A 17,579-nucleotide genomic window follows, 5' to 3' on the forward strand; every position below is an offset into this window, starting at 1 on the left:
AGAACTATGCGTCTCAACGTTCGCCTCTTCGCAGCCCTTGTCGCGGTTGGCACTGTCGTCACGGCGTGCGGGAGCGACACCGTCGTTCAACCTGTACCCATAGTTGATTTGAACCAGCTCGACACCGGAAACTACCAGTCGACGCCCCGCGACCCTGGCGTCGCGAGAGCAGACGACACCGGGGAGGCGCTCGAAGCGATCCGCCTCGGCACGGCCGTGCCGCTCCCCTATGATGTCGACCCGAGCTACGGCTTCCAACGGTTGAACACGCCACAGGTCAGAACAACGTCGAAAATCCCCGGCTCGATGACCAAGATCGACGAAGAAGCCTTCCCCGAACTCACAAAGGGACTCATCGTGGGTTGGAAAACCAGCGGCGAACGTCGCATCCAGCCCTTCCTCGGACGCCAGGCGTGGATCTACGTGTACCGCTTCGGAACCGCGGACGAGGCTGCGACCGCGGCCCGAAAGATCTCCGAAAAGCAGCTGGAGAGGAATCCGGGAAGCAGCGTAGAAATCCCCGGATTCCCCGGTGCGCGCAGCAATTGGGCAGGATATGCCGTGGATTCATGGCTGTCGCAGGACGCGATGGTGTACGGCGTGCGACTGGAGGATCCGATGACGGAGCCACCGGATGCGATTGCAGCGATCGAGTTCATAAAGAAGGCCTATATCAAAATAGACGAAATGCTCGACAGCTATACGCCTACCCCTGAAGAAAAAATGGCCGAGCTGCCGATAGACACCGATGAAATGCTGAGCCGAACCTTGCCAAGCAGCCGGGACAATTGGGTCGGCCCGCTCCCCGAGGGTGCGGTCGAGCCGGCGCAGGCTTCGCTTATCAGGGACAAGCGCCCCGGAACGACCAAGCCCGCTTTCATCGATGCCGGCGTCGACTTGGTTTCCAACGAAGGATCGGTAGCTCGCGTGTACCGTGCCAAGGATTCGGATGCCGCCCAGCGCCTCCTGGTCGCCCTGACCGAACCACAGACCGACGTCCTCAAAGCTGTCGAAGGACCACGTAATCTTCCGGGCGCCAGATGCTTCGACCGAAGAGATCCGAAGGCGAGCGCGACCAGCTATCCGCCCGTGTGCTACGTGACTTTTGACCGCTATCTCGCACGCACCACCTCCTACAATATTCAAGATCTATACCAGCGGACCGCTGCCCAGTACAAGCTATTGGCAGTCGACCGTGGAAGGTAACTGATACCACATGCATTTCCAGAGCAACTACAGCTATCGACGCGAGAGACGGATGATTGCGCTTCTCGGTGCCATCATGCTGTGTGCCGGTTGTGGATCGGTCGTCTCGGGGACACCACAGCCCGGAACTTCTGCTGTCGATGTCAGCGCTTTGCGGACCGGTCCATTCCAGACTGAGCCCGCTGCATTCGAGCTCAAAGAAGGTCTGGACGAGCCGAGGCAAATCCGGCTGGTAGAAGGCCGCCGCCTGATCAATTATCTCGCCAACCCCGTGGACATAGATCCAGTGCTGCGTATACCGGGAAAGCCGACGGTCTTCGCCGACGAGTATGGCGTGCCGACGCTCCAGGGGTTACACGAATCTCATCGAGCCGTCCTCGCCGACAACTACAAGTTCGTAGCCGGGGTTGCCGCGAACCAGCGAAACGGCAGCGTTCGAAATCCGCGAGAAATGACGCTGGCCGTATTCTATTTCGATTCCGCGACGGAGAGCCGTCGTGCGGCACGAGAGCTCCATTTGATCAGTGCGGGCCTGGGTGCTGGGACGAACATTCAGGTCCGGGAAACCGCAGATGCTTTTGTCTCGGAAACTGATGGCACACGGCAGGACACATGGTATGCACACGGACCATATGTCATCCTGGTCAGCGCACGCATTCCCACACCATCTCTCGAGGAACTTTCGCGACTCTCGGATAATGCCATAAATGCACAGAAGCGATCCCTCGATGCGCACAGGCCGGTTCCACTGGACGAGGTTCTCGATGTACCCGTCGATGGCGAGAACATTTTGCGACGTGCGATGGATCACGATGTCCGCGACAATGTGCCCTACGAGGGCTACGGCACTGACTACTCCGACACCTACGGCACCTACCGACCTGCGGGGATCCGGCACTTCGAGCGGAATCCCGCGGAAGCAACTGCCGTGTTCGAACGGGCGGGAGTGGACCTCATCGGTCGCCGGGCGAGTACCGTCTACCGAACTCGGGATACGGCAGCGGCATTCCTCCTCCAGACCTACCTTGCGTCGAAAGGCAAGGACGACACTGCATTGGACCCTCCGCTCGGAATCGCGGACGCGCAATGCGTACGATTCGATTCCACCGACGGCCGTGACCACAACTCCATGTGTGCCGTCGTATACGGCCGGTACGTCGCGGTTGTGACGGCGAAGTCGATCGGGTTCGCCAACTTCGATGGCGATCTACAGGAGCGCGCAGCAGCGCAATACATCATTCTACAGAAGTGTGGACTCGAATGAAGCGACATGCATTCGCATCGGCAGCACTCGCCGCCATCTGCATGATTTCGGGTTGCAGCGAGGACGCGACACATTCGACAACAGTCGACACTGGCATGCTCGACTCGGGAAACTATCCGACCTCGGCTCGCGATGTGGAAGCAGTACGATCGCCTGCAGCGGGCGCTATCCGTGAATCGGTGAGAATTGGAGAGCATTCTCCGATTCCATTCGAATACGACCACCGATTCGCATACGGACCGGACTACCCACGAATCCAGATCATCACCCCTCAGGAACCGCCTTATATAGATGAGTTCGGCCTGAAACGGGCCGACTTCCATACCGAGTTTCCGGGTTTCGTTGCCGGCTGGCACAACTTCGCGACCCGTCGACCTCAGATGAACATGGGTCGAATTATCGATACATACACCCTCCGGTTCGAAACGCCCGAACAGGCACGCGCCGTTGCGGAAAAGATGTCGCGGTTGTCAGCGGGGGAAACACGGACGGTCGAAAACTATCCAGGCTCGTATACCAAGCTGACTGTCGGTGAAACGACGAAGTTGCGGACATGGCTCGCGCACGAGGATATGGTCCTCTACATCCGGGTGACTGATCATGTGAGTCGCCCGTTCGTCGAATCCGATAATCTGGCTATAGTCAAGAGATTCTTCGATACACAGGTAGAAAGCCTAGAGGACTACGCACGTACGCCGATCGGGGAAGTAGCGGCACAGCCGATCGACATCGACGGTCTCCTCAGCCGAACTCTCCCCGCCGACAAGCCCCTGACCCGCCACACGATCTACCCCGGGCACGTTGCGCTCTCACTGTCCCGAACACCCGCGCGAACAGCACTGGCGTACACCGATGCCGGAGTCGACCTGGTTGTAGTCGCCGACGCTTTCGTCTACCGCACTCGTGATCCAGAAGCGGCAGAACGACTCTCGTCCGCCTTCGACGACACTGCGATCTCACCCAATCAAACCCCGAAGACCGATCCCCCACCCGGTCTTCCCACCGCCGTCTGCTTCACCGGTGATCTGGACATGAACATCTCGCCGAACTGCCGCTTCACCGTGGGACGGTACGTTGTCCGCGTTCCGGGCACGAACCTGCAGGATGCTCATCAGCGCGCTGCAGCGCAATATCGCCTATTGGCCGAGTAGGCACAAAAGCCGATGCCCTTCCGCAGAATTGCGGAAGGGCATCGGTACCACCGATATCTGACCGAGTGCTCGACTCAGCCGGCGATCTGCGCGGCCAGCGCCTTGTCGAGCGCACGCAGATCGGTGTGGCATTCCTGAGCCATCTGGGTGGCCTGCTGCAAGATGCTGGTGAGCTCCGTGGAGATCGTGTCCCATTCGTTCTGGCGAGCCATTGCCGCCCCGGACATGTCACCCTCTTGACTCTTGAAAAAGCCGTCGAAGTCTGCCTTGAAATCCTTGAGGTCGGCTTCGATGGCCCTGGCCTTGACCAGGATGTTCTCGGACGCCGTGTCTGCTCCCGGCAGAACCTTCTTGACGCTCATATCCATACTCCTAAGGTTTTGAATTGCCAGTCGTCAGGGCAGATCCAGAGAACTACCAGCCGCGGACAGCTTCGATGAGCCGTCTTCGTCGTTCGCGGCGAACTTCTTCGACGAGGAGTTCAACAGGCCCGAGGCCTCCATCAGGAGCGCCTGCTGACGGGCTGCCTTCTCCTGGTAGCGATCCATCAGCCGCACAAAAGCGTTCGCGGCGTCACCTTCCCACAGGGAGGGAACCAGCGCGCGAACCTCATCATCGATATTGTTGATCGCAGCCTGCAGGACGCCGTGTACCTGCTCGAAATTCTGTGACTGTTTATCGATTCCAAGGACGTCAACGTTTGTTGTGCTCACCTACGTCTCCTTACGTTCCCTCCAAGGCGCACTCTGCACCCTGCTACTTGGTTAGACGCCGCCCATGCCGGATCGGTTCCATCAGATGCGAAGATTCTTCGATCCGCGGCGACGAGCAGGACGGGCTCGTGGCAGCACGCAAGCCGCGGTACACCTTCTCCGGTGCGCGAACGATGGCCCCCACTGCGATGATGGTAACCCCCCTCCCCTGCTCATCCGCCATGGCATGAGCTTGCGTCTTGCACGATACCGAACCCCACTCGCTTGCGCCAGCCTCGGCCTTTCTCCCATATCGCGTGGTGCAGCGGCCTCCTCGTGGTTGTTCGCGCCGGTCTGCTCCAACTCACGGCCGAATGTGGAGGGCGCTGACCACCTGCTCACACGGCGCCATCACACCTTCCCAACCGCCCGCCGCGTACTGGCACCCGACGCTGACCTGGACCCCGTGTTCCACGAGGACTTGCCAGCGGACCGTTGATCCGTCGGCGGGACGTTCTTCGTATGACAAGCCCGGTCGGCCGGCGAAGACTACGTCGCGCGCTACTTCCGAGACCGTCCCGGCCGGCTTCCGCTTGATCAGGGCTTCGAGATCGGCGGCGACCTCGTTGTAGCCCGCGCCTGCGGTGAGGGGTTTCTGGATGACTGTGATGCGTTGGCGGGGGCCGGTTTCGGGGGTCAGGTCGGCTCGAGTGGGGTCGGTGGCGGGTGCCCGGTGCCAGCCGACCGGGATCAGCAGTTCGACGCGGCCGAGCTGTTCGGTGGCGGGCATGGGGGCCTTCGTCGTTGTGGGACGGGCCGGGGCCGATGAACTGCGGACAGTTGTCGTGGTGGGATCGACCGCAGCGGCGGCTGGTTGATCGGTGGAGCTGCCGAGAAGGAAGAAGCCGCCGATCGACGCGGCTGCGATGACGGCGGCCAGGGCGGCAGCACCGAAGTACAGAGGCCGACGGTCGACGGCGTTGGTGGCAGCGGCCCTGGCACGCAGGGGTTGCATCCACTCGGCGGCCGGGTCGGGTGGGATACGAGGGGTGTAGGTAGGGCCGGTGGGGATGGGCCGGGCTAGGTCGGCGCCTGTCAGGTGACTCAGCGGAACCTTTGTGCCGCAGACACTCTCGACAGCATCGGATACCGCGTCGCGAACTGCCGGATTGGTGGCGCCGAAGACCTGCACCACGTCGACGGGCCGATCGGCGAGCAATCGCGTCAGCAGCTCGACAAGCTGTCGACGACCTTCCTCGGAATCGAGTTCCGCGGCGGCGAGGTTCGGTTCGGCTTCGACGGCTTCGACGTGGGTGCCGTTCACGTCGTAACCCACCGTGGATGCCGTCGTCGACAACAGTCCGAACTCGACGACGGCGGTGCGGCGACTACGACGTGCTGCCGGATCGACGGCGGAAGCATGGACCGCGCAGGACTCGAAAACGACTTCGTGCGCGAACTGCCTCGCGGCGGAGGCGAACAGATCGAGGGTGCGTTGACCCCACGCAGTCGGGTGAACGACGACGAAACGATCGCATTCCGCCGGAATCCGCAAGGCGTCGACTATCGCGGCGAGCACTGCCGACAACCCCTGCACCGCCGACGGCATGCGCGGCGGTAAGGCGATCCGGTCGCAGGCGAGGTACTGCACCGCCGACACCACCTGGGTGGGTGGGGTCAGCGGTTCGCCGACGACCAGTTCGGAATTGTTGCTGCCCAACACGATCGACGGGACCACGTCCCAGTGGGTGGTGGCGCCGCGCGCCCACACCTTGGCTTCGCTGACGACCAGCTCGACGACGGTCATTCCGGCTGCGGCATCCAGGCTGTCTGGATCAGCCCCTCGCCGTTACGGGTGACGAACATGCCTCGGCCCGGCGGCTTGGGGCTCGGCCGAGTGGTACCGACCAGCACACCCTCGTCACGGCTGCAGCTCATGACGAGCGCGGCCGACCCGAGGTCCTTCATCCGTGCCAGCGTTGCCTCGTACATGGCGCGGCCCGCACCACCGGAGCGACGGGCGATGATGAGGTGGAAGCCGAGGTCGCGGGCGTGCGGCAGGTGCTCGACGAGCGCCGATACCGGGTTGCCCTGTGACGTGGCGACCAGGTCGTAATCGTCGACGATCACATACAGCTCGGGGCCGCTCCACCAGGAACGCTCGCGCAACTGCTGGGGTGTGACCTCGGGACCGGGGGTCCGTTTGGCGACATACGCGGCGAGATCGGCCATGTTCTGGGTGAATTGTGGTGCGGTGGAACCGTATCCGGCCTGGTATCCCTCGGGGATCAAGCCCAGCATCGAGCGGCGGTAGTCACCGACGATGAAGCGGGCCTCGTTCGGGGTGTTGGCCGCGGCGATGCCGTCGATGATCGAACGCAGCAGCGTCGTCTTACCCGACTCGGAGTCACCGATGATGATGAAGTGCGGGCTTTCCGCGAAATCGATGAACACCGGCGCGAGCTCGGCCTCGTTGATGCCGATCGGGATCCGCGTGCACTTGGTGCTGCGATCGACCCGCGACGGCCAATCGCCCGCCAGGTACAGCAGCTGTTCGCGCGGCAGCTGCTCGGGCAGCATCCGCACCTGCGGCGCATGCCGGCCGGGAGTCATCCGGCCGATCGTCTCGACCGCGCCCGCGACCGCCTGACCCAGGTTCCCCGGATCGGAGGAACCGTCGATGCGCGGCAGCGCGGTCAGCATGTGCAGGCATTCGGCGGTCATGCCTCGGCCCGGACGACCCTGTGGCACCAGGGAAGCGAACTTGCGACCGAGGTCGGAGTCCATCGGGTCGCCGAGGCGGAGTTCGATGCGGGTGCCGATCTGGTCCTTGAGCGCGGGACGGGCCTCGGCCCAGCGGTTCAGCGCGATCACGACGTGCACGCCGTAGGAAAGACCTTGCACGGCGATGTTCATGATGGTCTGTTCGAGGGCGTCGAAGTCCTGGCGGATCGAGCCGAAGCCGTCGATCACCAGGAAGACATCGCCGAACGGGTCTTCGTGCGCGCCCGCGGCGGCAGGGCTCGACGACGGGTCGACGGAACGCAATCGGCGGAACTCGACCATCGACTCGATCCCGAGCTGACGGAAACGAGCCTCACGCGTGCGGACGATGGTGGTCATCTCCGATACCGTGCGCCGCACCAGGTTCTCGTCGAGACGGCTGGCGACCGAACCCACGTGCGGCAGCCCGGTGAGACCGGTCAAGGTGCCACCACCGAAATCGAGGCAATAGAACTGCACCTGCTCCGCGGTGTGCGTCAGCGCCATCGCCATGATCATCGAACGCAGCGCGGTCGACTTACCCGACTGCGGACCGCCGACCACGGCCACGTTGCCGCGCGAACCCGACAGGTCGACGACGAACGGGTCGCGACGCTGGTCGTAGGGGCGGTCGACCAGGCCCATGGGTGCGCGCAGGGTGGCGACGGCGGAGTACTCCCCCGTGAGAATCGACCGCGGAATCAACTGATCCAACGTCGGTGCCTCGTCCAACGGCGGCAACCAGATCTCGTGTGCGGGACGCCCATGACCCTGGATGCGGGAGACGAGCATGTTCAGGTTCGACACCTGGTCGTTCTCGTCGCCCGTCGGCTCCGGCTCGTACTCGGCCTCGACCGGCAGCGGGATGCGGTCGGAGGTGCGGAAGTCGACGTGGGTGGCGCTGAAGGGGCGGGCGTTGACGTCGATCTCGCCGCCGACGATGCCCGCGCTGGTGACCTCGCGCTGGGAGCCGCCGCCGACGTAGGGGCCGGAGACGTAGGAGGCCTGGAAGCGCTGGATCTCGCCGGAGTCGGCTTTGAGGTAACCACCACCGGGTGAGTTGGGCAGGTTGTAGGCGTCAGGGACGCCGAGGACCTGGCGGGACTCGTTGGCGGAGAAGGTCTTCAGGCCGATGCGGTAAGACAGGTGGGACTCGAGGCCCTTGAGCTTGCCCTCTTCCAGGCGCTGGGAGGCGAGCAGCAGGTGCACGTGCAGCGAGCGGCCGAGGCGGCCGATCATCACGAACAGTTCGGCGAAATCGGGGTGCTGGGTGAGGAGTTCGGAGAACTCGTCGAGCACGACGAACAGGGCAGGCAGTGGGTCGAGGTCGGCGCCTGCCGCGCGGGCCTTCTCGTATTCGGAGACGTTGGCGAAGTTGCCCGCCTGACGCAGGACTTCCTGGCGGCGGTTCATCTCACCGGCCAGGGCGTCCTTCATACGGTCGACGAGGTCGGCCTCGTCTTCGAGGTTGGTGATGACGGCGGCGACGTGCGGGACACCGTCGAGGCCGAGGAAGGTGGCGCCACCCTTGAAGTCGACCAGGACGAGATTGAGCTGGTCGGGTGAGTGGGTGGCGAGCAGGCTGAGCACGAGGGTGCGCAGGAACTCGGACTTGCCGGAACCGGTGGCGCCGATACAGAGGCCGTGCGGGCCCATACCGTTCTCCGCGGCTTCCTTGATGTCGAGTTCCACGGGGGCACCGTCGGCGCCGAGACCGAAGGGCACACGCAGGCGTTCGCGGCCATAGCGAGGGCGCCACGCGCTGGCGGGGTTGAAGTTGCCGATGTCGCCGAGGTTCATCAGCTGCGCCCAGCTGGTGATGGCCTCGGACTCGTCGGTCTCCACATCGCTGCTGCGCTGGGTGGCGGCGCGGTAGGGGGCGAGGCGACGGGCGGCCTGCTGGGCCTGCTCGGCGCTGACGCGGTCGATGGTTGCGAAGCGTTCCTGATTGCCGGTGGCACCGCGGCCGAGGCATTCACCGTTCTCGACGACCATCTTGATGCCGCGCGAAACGGCAAGGCGCGGTGCGTAATTGCACAGGTCGATGATGGTGACGCCCTCGAAACCGGACTCGCGCAGCTGGTCGTCCTCGGCCTCGAGCAGACCGCCGTCGACCACGATCACCACGTGCACCATGTTCGGGTTGTTCGGCTGGTTACGCGAGTAACGCACCCGGTTGCCGAGCAGCGGGTGCAGGCCCGACATCGCTTCGCGGATGGAGCCGTAGAACATGCGCTGGGTGCCGACACCGTCGGTCACCTCGGGATGCTGGGTGTGCGGTAGCCACTTGGTCCACTCCCATTCACGGGCGGTGTCGGGGCCGCACACCACCGCGACCAGCACCTGGTCGGGAGCCTGGAACATGCACAGCTGCAACAACATCGCGCGCGTCATGTCGCGGGCCTGGGCGCGGTCGCCGTCGAGGGCGATGGTGCCGAAACCCTTCACCGCGATGGCCGTCGGCAGGTCGGGGACGGTGGAGTGCGCGCGGACGAAACGACGGAGGGAGACCGCCGCGATCGGCTCGAGCTCTTCGACGGGACCGGTCTCGGGGGCGACGAGGCGGGTCGCGAGGCGCTGACCACCCAGGCCGATACGGGCGTGGCAGAAATCCTTGTCGCCGGAGCGTCGTTCCCACATGCGGCTGGTGCCGGCGAGCATCCAGATCAGGCCGGGCTCGGGGTGACTCCACTCGACGGCGGCGCGCTGCTGCTTGGCGGTCTCGTCGACGTCCTTGCGGACCTGATCGAGATAACGCAAGTAGTCTTTACGATCCTCGTTGGCCTCGGCGGCCTTGGCGCCCTTGCCGTTTCCCTGGCCGAACATGGTGACCATCGACATGATCATCATCAGCGGGAACATCATCGACATCGGGTTGGACAGCATGCCGCTGCCCTGGGTGAACATCAGCGCCATCATGCCGACCATGCCGACCACCATGACCACGGGCATCAGCTTCATCAGCAGATTTCCGGGGGTGATGCGCGGGATCTCGGGCGGCGGCTGGAGGGTGACTTCGCCACCGGGCGTGCGCGGCATCTCGCGCCGGGCACGGCGCTGGAACCGGACTGTGCTCATGGTCGAAGACTCCCCCTGCTTGACTACTCGCTGTCTGTCCTCGCGACGGGCTCAGTGTAGAGGTCGCGGCCGACATGTCGTATGGTTCGTCAGGCATTCTGCTGTCCGAACGGTGGGTTCCGCAAACTGTCGGCCGCTGACCGGTCGAGCGGAAACGCGAGGTAGAGACGGAGTTGGGGGAGTTTTGACGCACGCGCGACTCGATCATGTGGAAGAGGATTCCGCGCGCGGAATCGTTCGCGCACCCGACCTTGCCCGGGTGACGATTCTGGCCAAGCACACACAGGTCGACATGGCGATTCCGGTGGACGTTCCGGTCGCGCTCGTCATCCCGAGTGTGGTCGACATGGTCGCCGCGCACAGCCGCTCCAACGACTTCGACAACGACGGCGAACGCTACGAACCCGCCGAATGGGTCCTGGCCCGCATCGGCCACCCGCCCTTCTCGAACTCGCTGAGCCTCGGGGAACACGGCGTGCGCGACGGTGAGCTGCTGATGCTCGAGAGCGCCTCGCACACCGCGCCGACGCCGCTGTTCGACGACATCATGTACAACGTCGCGATCGCCGACGCAGAGCACTATCGCAGCTGGACTCCCAAGACCGCGCGCATCACCGGTTCCGTGCTCGCCGCGCTCACGATGCTGGTCGGCTGCTTCGGCCTGCTCGCCGCCCCCGACGGTGTGCCGTTCTGGGTGAGCGGGTCGCTCGCGCTGTTCGTCGCGGTGCTGTGCGTGATCGCCGGGACCGTGCTCAGCCGCATGTACGGCGACACCTCAGCCGCGCTGGTCCTCGGCGGATGTGCCCTGCCGACCGCGTTCACCGGCGGCATGATGCTGGTGCCCGACCACTACGGCTGGGCGAATCTGTTGCTCGGCGCCGCGCTGTTCGGTGCGACGGCGGTGCTCGCGTGGCGGGTGACCGGGGTGGGGCTCGCGCTGTTCATCGGTGCCGCCGCGATTTCGGTGTTCGTCGTTCCCGCCGCGCTGGTCGGTCTGCTCACCGATCAGCCGGTGAAGGCCATCGGCGCCGTGGTCGCGGCGCTGGCGCTCGCGGGTCTTTCACTCTCGCCGCGTGTTTCGATGCTGCTGGCCAAGCTGCCGCTGCCGCCGGTCCCCTCCCCCGGCACCCCGATCGACCCCACCGAGGACGACCCGGACGACCACCGCGCCCTGCCGACCCTCGACAACCTGCGCGCCCGTTCGGAACGGGCCCGCAACTACCTCGCCGGGCTGGTCAGCGCGACCACGCTGGTCACCGTCGTCGGCGCGCTGCTCGCGACCAACCCGACCGCCGACGACCCGTACTGGCCGGGCATCGCACTCGCGCTGGTCTGCGCGGTGGTGCTGATGTTCCGCAGCCGCACCTACGCGGGCGCAGAGCAGGCCGTTGTGCTGATCGCGGGTGGTTCGGCGATCGTGCTGCTGATGCTGATCGGTGTCGCGGTCGGGATGGAACAGCCGCTCGTCGTGTTCGGGGCCGCGCTGGTGATCCTGGTCGCCGCGCTGATCATCGGCCTGATCGTGCCCAACCAGTCCGCCACCCCGCCGATGCGCCGGGCCGCCGAACTCATCGAGTACGGCTTCGTCGCCGCGGTGCTTCCGCTGGTGTTCTGGGTCGCCGATCTCTACTCGCTGGTGCGCGGTCTGTAGCTTTCGCACGGACGGGGCTGCCGCCCAACGGGATTCGACCGGTGGGCAGGCAGCCCCTTTTTCGTCGGTCCGGCCCTGTCCTCGGCGGTGGGCCGGGCGCGCTACTGTCCTGCTCAGACGTGCAGTCCAGCGAGGCAGGTACCCCATGACAACGACGACCGAGCGCCCGCTCACCCGGCGGCAACGCTGGGAGCAGCGCACCAACCTGCCGTTGATGGTGCTCGCGATCGCGTTCCTGCTCATCTACGCCTGGCGGGTACTAGACACCCAGGCCTCCCCCACCCTCGACATCACCCTGATCTGGGCCGATGTCGCGATCTGGGCGGCGTTCGCGGTGGATTTCGCGGTGCGCCTGTATCTGTCGACCGATCGTGGCCGTTTCGTCCGCAAACACCCGCTCGACCTGCTCGTAGTCCTGGTCCCACCATTCCGGCCGCTGCGACTTTTGCGCGTGGCACTACTGCTGCTCGACAGCCTCAACCGCGCGACCAAACCGCGCACCCGGCTGATGACCTTCGTCGCGACGAGTTCGCTGCTCATCCTGCTGCTGTGCAGCCTGGCGTTCTTCGACGCCGAGTACGGCGCGCCGGACAGCAAGACCAAGTCCTTCGCCGACGCGCTGTGGTGGTCGGCGGTCTCGGTGACCACCGTCGGCTACGGCGACGTCTACCCGGTGACGCCCGAGGGCCGCCTGGTGTCGCTGGTGCTGATGACGCTCGGCATCGGCCTGATCTCCTTCGCCATCGGCACCATGACCAGCTGGGTGGTGGAGCAGCTCAAAACCGTCGACGAGGTAGCAGACCGCACCGAACGCACTCTCGCCGAACTGGTCGAGGAGGTGCGTTCGCTGCGTGCCGAGGTGGCCGAGCTGACCACCGACCGGGAAACTCCCGGTGGCTAATTCACCGACGCCACAGGCTGTTTCGCGGGTGAGGGATCGGGCGACACACCGTCGTGCGCGACCATCGCGTCCTCACGGCCGAGGCTCGGCCCGCCGGCGAGCAGCCCGATGATCGCCCACGGCGCCGGTTCGGCGGTGACGTTCTCGAGGCCGAGCGCCTTCACCGCTTCGGCGTTCTTGATGCCGAAGCGCACGCCGGTGTCGGCGATGTAGAACAGGCTGTCCTTGCGGCGGCTGTCGGGCTCGATGCCGGTGGACTGCGCGTAGGCGCCGACGCCCGGCGGGATGTAGACGGAGTCGGCGTTCGGGCCGACGCCGTCGGCCTGAGCCAGGTCGACGAGCTTGGCCTTGTTCGGGATCGGCATGTCGATTCCCGTGATCAGGGAAAGTTCGGCGCGAGCGGTGCTGTCGTCGTTGTCGGTGGCACCGGCGATCGGCTTCCAGGAGATGCAGCTGACCGGCTGGTCCTTGGCGGTGATCAGGGTCGGCCGCTCGGCGGGATAGTCCTGGACCCGCAGGGTCTGCACGTGCGGTGCGAAGGTCTTGTCCGTCGCCTGGATCGTGGTGCCCGGCATGACCGTCGGGTAGAAGTTGCGGATGATCTGGGCGGTCAACGCCGAGACCGCCTGCAGTCCCTCGTGGAGCACGACATAGTTCTGGTTGGGCTCGTTGAACACCTGGACGACGTCACCGATCCGATGGCCGCCGACTTTGTAGGGCGGGGTGCCGCCCGGGTTGTCGATGACCGGGGTGATGATCGGCAGCATCTCGGGAATCGCGTTGAGCAGTCCCTCGCTGATCGGGCGCGGCGTTTCGCCGCTGATGCCGAGCGCCTGGGTGACCGGCGGGTCGTCCATCTTCACGCGGGCCCGCTTGCCGTCGTAGATCAGGTAGGTGGCGTCCTTGCCCTTGACGAGCATCGCCTTACCGGTCTCGACCTTGGATGCCTTGTCGCCGAGTTCGGGGGCGCCCGCGAGGACAGAGGTGGTGAGGTCGGTGCTGCCGTCGGCCTTGAGCCGGTCGCACACCGACCAGGGCCTGCCCTTGCCGTCCTTGTCGTACTGGATCGACGAGGGGGCGCCGGGGATACCGACGAGCTGACCGCGCGGCTTCTTGCCGAGTTCGGACTCCTTGACGATCACCGCTTTGGCCGCCTCACCCGCGGCCAGGCGGGCGGAGGCGAGGTTGAGCGCGGGGTGGACGACATTGTCGATCACCACGTAGACGCCGCCGGATTCCTTACCGATCAGGATCTTGTTGTCACCGATCTTGTCCTGCGGTTTGAGCAGGGCGAGCACGCCGCAACCGGCGAGAACGACGATGCCGAGAACCAATCCGACCACGTAGGCACGGGTTTGGGCGCGCATCGGATCGTGCAGCATGCGCACGTCGCGCCGTACAAGGGCGTGCTCCATCCGCCGCACCAGGAAGCGGTAACCGCTGACCTGCCAGCGCGTAGTGGGTTTTGAAGGCATGGTTCCTCCCCCGAACAGTGCTCTTGTCCGGGCAACACAGTACAGTTCCCGGCAGCACTTGTTCGCATTCGGCCATCGGTCGATCGGTAATCGGGTACTTGGGGGAGGAACGAATGGCCGACTTCACCGGTGCGGGTCCGCGTCCGCTGTTCGGTCGGATTTCGCTGCCGCATCTGCTCATCGCGCAGGTCCTCGGTCTCGTCGCGGGGCTCGTCGCGCTGGTGGTCGGCCTCGGCGCGTTGCCGTCGCTCGGGGTGGCGGTGGCGGTGATGCTCGTTCCGCTGATCCCGATCGGCAAGCGCACGGTCCTCGACTGGCTCGCCACCATCCGCGGTTATGCGAGCAAGCGGGATTACACCCTCGGCGACACCGTGGATTTCCGTGGCGCCGACGGCCGTTCGCTCGGGCTGTACTGGGACGGCAGCCGGGTGGTCACCGTGGTCGAGGTCCTGCCGCCCAAGGGCGGACTCACCCGGATCGCGCGCACCGCCGTGCACGCCTCCCACCTGCTACCCCTGCCCGAACTCGCCGCCTGCCTCACCCAGCACGATATCCTGCTCAGCGGCATCGACATCATCAGCCACGGCCACCGCAGCCGCTCCGGCACACCCGCGGGCGCGATCTACGAGTCGCTGCTCGGCCCGCTGCCCGCCACCGCGCATCGCACGGTGTGGCTGGCGATCAGCTTCGACGCGGTGCAGTGCCCCGAGGCCGCGGCACGACGCGGCGGCGGTACCGAAGGTGCGTCCCGCGCGGTCACCATCGCCACCCAGCGCATCATGCGCACGCTGGAAGACGCCGACTGCAACGCCCGCATCCTCACCGCGCCCGAAATCCGGAAAGCCGTGCAGCAGATCACCGTCGGGCTCGATCCGCGCACGCTCACCCAGCGCTGGAAGTACGCCGAGATCGGCAACGCGGTCAATATCGGCAGCGCGGTCGATCCCGCGCAGCTCGGCTCGGACCTGCTCGCCCAGCTGTGGGTCGCGCCGTCGCGCGGTACGACCGTCGCCGTGCGGCTGCGCCCGGGTAGTGACGCCGAATCGGTGAGCGTGGGCGCGGCCTGGCGCCTGACCGCGCGCGAACTGCCAGAGAAGGCCAAGACCAAGGGCATGATCTCGATGAACGGGCGCCACCGCGACGCACTGCTCGCGCACCTGCCGATCGCGGTGCCCGGCGTCGACGACACGGTACCGACCACCGAGTACCCGATCGACGTCATCGGCGCGCTGCACCTGCCCTCTGCCGGGTGCGGGCAGTTGCTCGGCTCCGACGAGGAGGGCAACGGTGTGGCGACGCGCATCATCGGCGCCGGTATCTCCACCGTCTACGTCGCCGGTGAGCTGTACCTGGCCCAGCAGTTGGTGTTCCGTGCGCTCGCCGTCGGCGAGCGGGTGCTGATCCGCACCGATCGCGCGCAGGCCTGGGAGCAGTTGGTGACCACCGTCGGCAACCCCGAGCGGTTGACCATCGCGGTCGAAACACACCAGTCCGACGCGGGATTCACCGCGACCATCGTCGACGGTGTGCTCGCGCCTGCCCCGCACGCCGGTGTCACCACGATCTACCTCACCGCCGACCCCAACGGCTGGCCCGCCTCCCGCCCCGATCTCGAGATCTACCAGCCGGGTGCCGTCGGCAACCGGGTGGTGCTGCGAACGGGCACGACAAGGGTGAACCTCACGCTGGTCTCCATTCCGCGCGAGTCGACCTACATCGGTCAGCCGCGCGGTCAGCGGGCGATGGCGTCTCAGCCGGGATAGGTCGGCCGCGCTACCCGCAGCACCGTTCCCCACCAGGCCAATTGGCGAAGCATCCGCTCGCGGGCGTCGACCGCCGCGCCGTCGGTGGGGTCGAAGTGCCGTTTGGCCTGGGCGAAGCTCACCGATTCGCGCACCGAGACCATGTGCAGTTCGGCGACGACCTGCCGCAACTGCTCGACCGCGCGCAATCCACCCGACAGCCCGCCGTAGGACACGAAACCGATCGGCTTGGCCCGCCATTCGTGTTTGGCGCTGTCGAGCGCGGCCTTGAGGGAGGCCGGATAGCCGTGGTTGTACTCGGAGGTGACGACCACGAAGGCGTCGGCGGCGCCGAGCCGTTCCCGGAATGCCGCGACCTGCGGGGTTTCGGTGAGCTCGGTCGGCATCGGGTGATCGATCAGATCCAGCACCCCCACCTCGAATTCCGGCCGGTCGGCCAGCGCCCCGAGGAACCAGTCGGCCACCACGGGCGCGAACCGGCCGGGCCGGGTGCTGGCCACGATGACCTCCAACCGCAGTGGTTCATCCATACCCTGAGCCTATCGATGCTGCCCCGGCGCCGATACGAGTGGGCGGATCAGGCACGATGGTCACCGTTCGTTCATGTTCCGGCGACGTGTGACGAAGGGGGACGCTCATGATTCTCGACCGCTGGCAGTTGGTGGAAACACTGGGGGAAGCGCATACCTGGTCGATGCTCACCTCGGGCACGACACCGCGCGAATGGACGTCCTACGAGCGGGCGATCTCGGCGCAGTTGCGGCCCTTGGTCGTGGCCGCCTACGACTCGGGCGAACCGGTCGACAAGGTGCTGCCGAAATCACGGAAACCATGGTCGGAGCACCGGTTTCGCGCAGTCCCCGTGGTGTGGCCGGGCTCGGCGCCACATGCGGTGAAGGTGTGGGTGGGCAGGCAGGCGCCCACCGAGGAGCTCGGTGTCTCGCCGTTCCGGATCGATGCGCGCACCCGCCGGGTGAGCAGCAGGCCCGGCGGACTCGGTGCCCATTTCGGTGCCGAACCGAGGGAATACCGTGGCGCCGAGCCGTACCAGCTGGTGGAGCGCTTCGACGCCGCGCTCGATCTCGTTGCCGCACTGAACCGTTCGGAACCGGGCAGTCGCTGGTCGGGAATCGCCACCATACGTTCCGGGATCGGACCTCGGTCGATGCTGATCGCCACCCGCAACGAGACCGGCGACCGGTTCCAGTGGCGTGGTGTGTCGATCGACGTCACCGACAGCATTGCGCCACAACCGAAATCACTCGAGGCGACCACCCTCGAATTGCTGCGCGACACCCAGCCCGGGCTGTATCTGGCCATCATCGACACCGCGCAGGCGCGTCCGGTCCGGTGGGTGACCGAGCCGCTGCCCGGAGTGCGCTGGCACCGGGTCGACGACCGCGACATCCCGCACCCCGAGGACCGGATCAGGATCCTCGAGGTGCGCGAGCAGATCCTGGCGGGGGCGACGAACGCGACACTGCCGGGGTTGCGGCTGGCCACCGAGTCAGGTGGGTGGCTGGTGGCCGACGTCGAGGTGTCACCCCTGCCCGGCGCGCCCGGTGACGGCACGCCGTTGTTCGTCCTGGCTCAGGTGCGACTCGCTCCGACGCAGTCCGAAGGCTGAGCCAGATC

At 65.7% G+C, this 17,579-nt stretch carries 13 protein-coding genes; 7 read left to right on the forward strand and 6 right to left on the reverse strand.

Annotated features, from left to right (window positions below; genetic code table 11):
• Positions 1 to 6 precede the first annotated feature (6 nt).
• The 3 genes from NI2_RS14355 to NI2_RS14370 are packed head-to-tail and all read left to right on the forward strand — an operon-like array spanning position 7 to position 3,621.
• Complete coding sequence (locus NI2_RS14355) at positions 7 to 1,206, forward strand: DUF7373 family lipoprotein (protein WP_133733975.1); 1,200 nt, start codon at positions 7 to 9, stop codon at positions 1,204 to 1,206.
• A 10-nt stretch (positions 1,207 to 1,216) separates the two neighbouring features.
• Complete coding sequence (locus NI2_RS33780; RefSeq protein ID WP_133733974.1) at positions 1,217 to 2,470, forward strand: DUF7373 family lipoprotein; 1,254 nt, start codon at positions 1,217 to 1,219, stop codon at positions 2,468 to 2,470.
• Positions 2,467 to 3,621: a DUF7373 family lipoprotein gene (locus NI2_RS14370; protein ID WP_133733973.1), complete on the forward strand. Its 1,155-nt coding sequence runs from the start codon at positions 2,467 to 2,469 to the stop codon at positions 3,619 to 3,621. Before NI2_RS33780 ends, NI2_RS14370 begins: the two co-directional genes overlap by 4 nt.
• A 74-nt stretch (positions 3,622 to 3,695) precedes the next feature.
• On the opposite strand, the gene NI2_RS14375 is transcribed toward NI2_RS14370, so the two are convergent.
• From NI2_RS14375 to eccCa, 4 genes are all read right to left on the reverse strand, one after another.
• Entirely contained in the window at positions 3,696 to 3,983 is a 288-nt protein-coding gene (locus NI2_RS14375; RefSeq protein ID WP_133733972.1) for a hypothetical protein, read from the reverse strand.
• Positions 3,984 to 4,016: 33 nt separating this feature from the next.
• Positions 4,017 to 4,334 (reverse strand): WXG100 family type VII secretion target, encoded by a 318-nt coding sequence (locus NI2_RS14380; RefSeq protein ID WP_067490968.1) that lies wholly within the window; start codon positions 4,332 to 4,334, stop codon positions 4,017 to 4,019.
• 343 nt (positions 4,335 to 4,677) lie between these two features.
• On the reverse strand, positions 4,678 to 6,120 hold the full coding sequence (locus NI2_RS14385; protein WP_067490970.1) for a type VII secretion-associated protein: 1,443 nt from the start codon (positions 6,118 to 6,120) through the stop codon (positions 4,678 to 4,680).
• Positions 6,117 to 10,154 carry a type VII secretion protein EccCa gene (gene eccCa, locus NI2_RS14390; protein WP_067490972.1) on the reverse strand — a complete coding sequence of 1,346 codons (4,038 nt, stop codon included), beginning with the start codon at positions 10,152 to 10,154 and terminating at the stop codon, positions 6,117 to 6,119. Before eccCa ends, NI2_RS14385 begins: the two co-directional genes overlap by 4 nt.
• Positions 10,155 to 10,338: 184 nt before the next feature.
• Here eccCa and eccD point away from each other — a divergent pair, with 184 nt between their 5' ends.
• Positions 10,339 to 11,805: a type VII secretion integral membrane protein EccD gene (eccD, locus tag NI2_RS14395; RefSeq protein WP_067490974.1), complete on the forward strand. Its 1,467-nt coding sequence runs from the start codon at positions 10,339 to 10,341 to the stop codon at positions 11,803 to 11,805.
• Positions 11,806 to 11,950: 145 nt separating this feature from the next.
• Positions 11,951 to 12,706 carry a potassium channel family protein gene (locus NI2_RS14400; protein ID WP_067490976.1) on the forward strand — a complete coding sequence of 252 codons (756 nt, stop codon included), beginning with the start codon at positions 11,951 to 11,953 and terminating at the stop codon, positions 12,704 to 12,706.
• Here the strand turns inward: NI2_RS14400 and eccB are convergent.
• Entirely contained in the window at positions 12,703 to 14,181 is a 1,479-nt protein-coding gene (gene eccB / locus NI2_RS14405; protein ID WP_067490978.1) for a type VII secretion protein EccB, read from the reverse strand. The two genes, NI2_RS14400 and eccB, sit on opposite strands and share 4 nt — an antisense overlap.
• A gap of 113 nt (positions 14,182 to 14,294) precedes the next feature.
• Here eccB and eccE point away from each other — a divergent pair, with 113 nt between their 5' ends.
• Entirely contained in the window at positions 14,295 to 15,944 is a 1,650-nt protein-coding gene (gene eccE, locus NI2_RS14410; RefSeq protein ID WP_067490980.1) for a type VII secretion protein EccE, read from the forward strand.
• Here the strand turns inward: eccE and NI2_RS14415 are convergent.
• The gene (locus NI2_RS14415; RefSeq protein ID WP_067490982.1) at positions 15,932 to 16,474 is read right to left on the reverse strand and encodes an NADPH-dependent FMN reductase; all 543 of its coding nucleotides are present in this window, start codon (positions 16,472 to 16,474) and stop codon (positions 15,932 to 15,934) included. The genes eccE and NI2_RS14415 overlap by 13 nt on opposite strands.
• A 107-nt stretch (positions 16,475 to 16,581) precedes the next feature.
• Between NI2_RS14415 and NI2_RS14420 the strand changes: the two genes are divergently transcribed.
• Complete coding sequence (locus NI2_RS14420) at positions 16,582 to 17,571, forward strand: GAF domain-containing protein (protein WP_067490984.1); 990 nt, start codon at positions 16,582 to 16,584, stop codon at positions 17,569 to 17,571.
• Positions 17,572 to 17,579: the final 8 nt, after the last annotated feature.

It is taken from the genome of Nocardia ignorata NBRC 108230 (assembly GCF_001612905.1).
Lineage (GTDB): Bacteria > Actinomycetota > Actinomycetes > Mycobacteriales > Mycobacteriaceae > Nocardia > Nocardia ignorata.